Below are 271 nucleotides of genomic sequence, written 5' to 3' on the forward strand. Positions count from 1 at the left end.
GTTCGGTGAAGGCGATCATCGCCGACTTGGTCGCCTTGTAGGCGACGTAAGGATAGGTCGTGATCGCGGCCATCGACGAGATGTTGATGATCGAGCCGCTCTGCTGCTTGCGCATGATCGGGATCACGTGCTTGGCGGCAAGAATGCAGCTCTTCAGGTTGATCGCGACGCAGCGGTCGAACGCCTCCTCTGATATGTCGAGCAACTCGGCATCGCCGCCGGAGAGGCTGACGCCGACATTGTTGTGCAGGATATCGACGCTGCCCCAGCG

Annotated in this window: 1 protein-coding gene; it reads right to left on the reverse strand. The window is 60.1% G+C overall.

The window, feature by feature from the left end; translation table 11 throughout:
- The coding region (locus G5A07_RS21305) for an SDR family NAD(P)-dependent oxidoreductase (protein WP_191863982.1) at positions 1-271 on the reverse strand (271 nt) is incomplete at both ends.

The organism is Stenotrophomonas sp. AS012628 (assembly GCF_010608305.1).
Lineage (GTDB): Bacteria > Pseudomonadota > Gammaproteobacteria > Xanthomonadales > Xanthomonadaceae > Stenotrophomonas > Stenotrophomonas geniculata.